This is a genomic window from Streptomyces sp. NPDC056296 (genome assembly GCF_042268605.1).
Classification (GTDB): domain Bacteria; phylum Actinomycetota; class Actinomycetes; order Streptomycetales; family Streptomycetaceae; genus Streptomyces.
The window spans coordinates 1-3,053 of sequence record NZ_JBHJRX010000131.1 but is presented as its reverse complement, the minus strand read 5'-3'; the positions used below and the strand labels follow the sequence as shown (position 1 = coordinate 3,053).

Annotated in this window: 2 protein-coding genes and 1 pseudogene; 1 reads left to right on the top strand and 2 read right to left on the bottom strand. The window is 66.7% G+C overall.

The genetic code is table 11. The annotated features are described in order from the left end of the window. Nucleotides 1–195 precede the first annotated feature (195 nt). A pseudogene (locus ACFCZF_RS40725) lies at nt 196–1,226 on the bottom strand (IS1380 family transposase); the annotation flags it as partial. A gap of 92 nt (nt 1,227–1,318) precedes the next feature. On the opposite strand from ACFCZF_RS40725, the gene ACFCZF_RS40720 reads away from it, so the two are divergent. Then, nucleotides 1,319–1,498 (top strand): hypothetical protein, encoded by a 180-nt coding sequence (locus ACFCZF_RS40720; protein ID WP_376675968.1) that lies wholly within the window; start codon nt 1,319–1,321, stop codon nt 1,496–1,498. A gap of 977 nt (nt 1,499–2,475) precedes the next feature. On the opposite strand, the gene ACFCZF_RS40715 is transcribed toward ACFCZF_RS40720, so the two are convergent. Then, nucleotides 2,476–3,053, bottom strand: a 578-nt coding sequence (locus tag ACFCZF_RS40715) for a hypothetical protein (protein WP_376675967.1), incomplete at its 5' end; no start/stop codon positions are given.

Sequence of the window (3,053 nt, the reverse complement as noted above, 5' to 3'; positions counted from 1 at the left end):
AAAACGCTCGGCTGGGATACCCCAGCCGAGCGTCTACGTGATCTACTCACCACCTGAAACCAGGCGGTGTTGCGACGACCCCTTGAACCCAAGCTGAGGTTATGCAGGCCGGGGGCCCGAGTGTCGTCTCGGGGTGGCGACGGGTTCCACTGCTCCGGGTGGTGTGGTGCTGTCGTAGGGACGGGAATCTGCTGGTCAGCCGGGGTTCGGCAGGAGTGCGAGCCGTTCGAGGGCGGCGGTGACGTGGCTGGTGAAGGGCCAGTGCCCAGCCAGGCGGAGGATCCGCCGGCGGCCGGTGGTCACCAGCTGTCCGGCCACGGTGAACAGACGGAGCCGCAGGCGTCGGGGCTCCCAGAGCCGCGCCTTGCCGGTCAGCGCGAGCATCGGCATCCAGGCCAGCAGGTCGAGAGCGATCTGCACGATCTCCAGCCAGATCCGGTTCTGGGTCATGCGCTTCAAGGGCAGGTTCCGCAGGCCGGTGCCCGGGCGGCCCGGATGCGGTCCTCGGCCCTCACCCGCCGGCGGTGACGGAGCTCGAGTTCGGCGATCGGCCGGTCGGCGGTGTTGGTGGCGAAGCAGGTCAGCCGCATGCCGTCCGCGTCCGTGAGCCGCAACTGGGCTCCAGGATGCGGCCGTTCCTTGCGGACGATCACCCGCAGGCCCTTGGGCCAGCCGTCCAGGACGTCGCCGGTGAGCTCGGCGACCCAGGCCCCGTCCCGAACATCGCCGCCGGCCTCGACGGCCGCCGTCCAGGCCGAGGCGGGAACCTTCAGGACATGCTGGTGGATCGCGTCGGTGATCACCATGCCGACCGAGTAGGACAGCCACCGTCCCCGCCGGGCGAGCCAGGCGACGAAGTCGTGGGTGCCGCCCGCGGAATCGGTGCGGATCAGGGTCCGCCGACCGCGCCGGTAGTGCTTCGGCAGTTGGGCCAGGGCCAGGCGGGTGGCGGTGACGTGATCGGATGCCGTGTTCGAGCCCGCGTTTCCCGGCCTGAGCAGGGCCGCCACCGGCTCACCGGTGCCACCCTGCCCGTGGTCGATGAACCCCATCAGCGGGTGATGGCCGTAGGTCCGCTTCCAGGTCGGGGCCGCGTCCTCCTTGTCCGAGTGCGCGACCACCAGCACCCCGTCCAAATCGATGGTCACCGTTCGGTCGGCATCGGGCGCTTTCCGGCCGGCCAACCGCCAGACTCGTTGGCGTACTTCGGCCCGCGCGGCCCGGATGCAAGGTCCGGGCCGACAAGGCGTACCACTCCGCCGGCAACCTGGCGTGGCTGCGCGAACGCCACATCACTCCACGGATCGCCCGGCCGGGCGTGGAGTCCCCCGAACGCCTCGGAAGGCACCGATGGAAGGTCCAGAGAGCGATCTCATGGCTCTTCGGATACCGCCGCCTGACCATCCTCTACGAACGCAAGGGCAGCCACTTCCTCGCCTTCCTCGGGCTCGCGGCAGTCATGACCTGCTACAAGAAGCTCGCCAAGATCGCCACGTGAGACACCGTCTTACCAACGAGCCAGGCCGATGCCGCCGGTGCTCATGCACGGTGTGAGCGTCATCGCGGTTGAGGGCCGCCAGCGACCAGCCTGGGCGCACTCCGCCACGGCACCAGGAGTGCAGCGCCAGGCTCACGGCGGAGACCCCGAGCCAGTCACGGACCGGGTTCTGAAAGGCGCCATGTGAACCAGGCACTCAACGATCACCGGTGCCTCACGGCGTGGCCTTGGTCACGCTGCGTCTGAAGCAGCCACGTACGGCCCACACAGGCACACCGGGATTGGTACGAGCCTCGCACTCACGGATCAGCGCCTCGTGTGCAAGGAGATCAGCACCAGCCCAGCACGGGACGGGTTCCCTGGGGTGATCACAGGTGTCCACAGGTCAGCACGAAGTCAGCACGGGTAAAACAAGAGCCCCGGATCACTCCGGGGCTGTAACGCTGTGACCTGCACGTTTGCCGTCAGGAACGATCCCTGTTACATCGGCGTCTCAGATACCGTCCGCACATATGGAGAACCCCTTTTACCTGCGAAAACGTGCTTTAGTCAGCACGGTGCCGGGTGAGCGCCATATCCATGGTCTTGACCGCCAGTGGCAGGCCGTTGCTGGCGAGGTCGTGGCGTACCAGTGTCGCCAATCCCCATCTACTGGTCACACGGGTAACCGCGAACGACCCTACAGGTCCTCGAATGAGCCACAAGGTGCAGTACTGCTTTCGGCGCCTCGGGCTCAACTCGGAGCAGGTGCGCATCGACAGGATCTTGGACAAGGCCCGGGCGACGGCCGATCCGGTCCACCTGATGACGGTCTTCGGGATCACCGAAGACACAGCCATGGACTACCTCGCGTCAGCTCACCCAGAAAGGTTCCCACCGACCCCATCGCGCCGTAGGTCCGCGTCCGCTCCGATGACGTCCTGACGCCGACGTCTCGATGGTTCCCGCTCTCCGCGACACCCGCTTGTGCGTGAAGGTCACTTCGGCGTCAACTCGTGAGTTCGCGGTGGTGCGGGTAGTTCGCCGGCACAGGTGGCGCGGCCGTAGGCGCCCGATGCGGTGGCGCCTTGAACGTGCTCGCCGCGGATGGCGAGCGCACAGCGCGTCTGCCCGCCTTCGTCGTCGAGGAGGATGCTGATAGTGGGCCGCTTGCCCAGTGGCACGTGGACGGTCTTCTTCCACGGCAGTTCGACGTTTGCCTCGACGGTGGCTCTGCCCTTATTGCCGCGGGCAAGGTAGCTTACCTCCACGTTGCCCTTACCAGCGACTTCGTACGTCACGGCGGCCGTCGGTGTCTTCTGTTGCTCGGGTGCTGCGTCGTCCTCCGTGCCGAGAATGCCGTACAGGACGAGGCTCAGGCAGGCGACGACGACCGCTCCGGCGGCAACGAAAGCAGGCCGGTCGCCGCCACCGCGCTTTTCGGCCGAGTCGCCGGTCGTGGTGGCCGGATCTTTTCCAGAAGTTTCAGGGTCGGCTGTTTCTTCTTCTTCTACGTTTCCGGTCATGGCATGGGGCTGACTTTCTTCGAGTGCGCGCGATGACGCACAAATTTCTG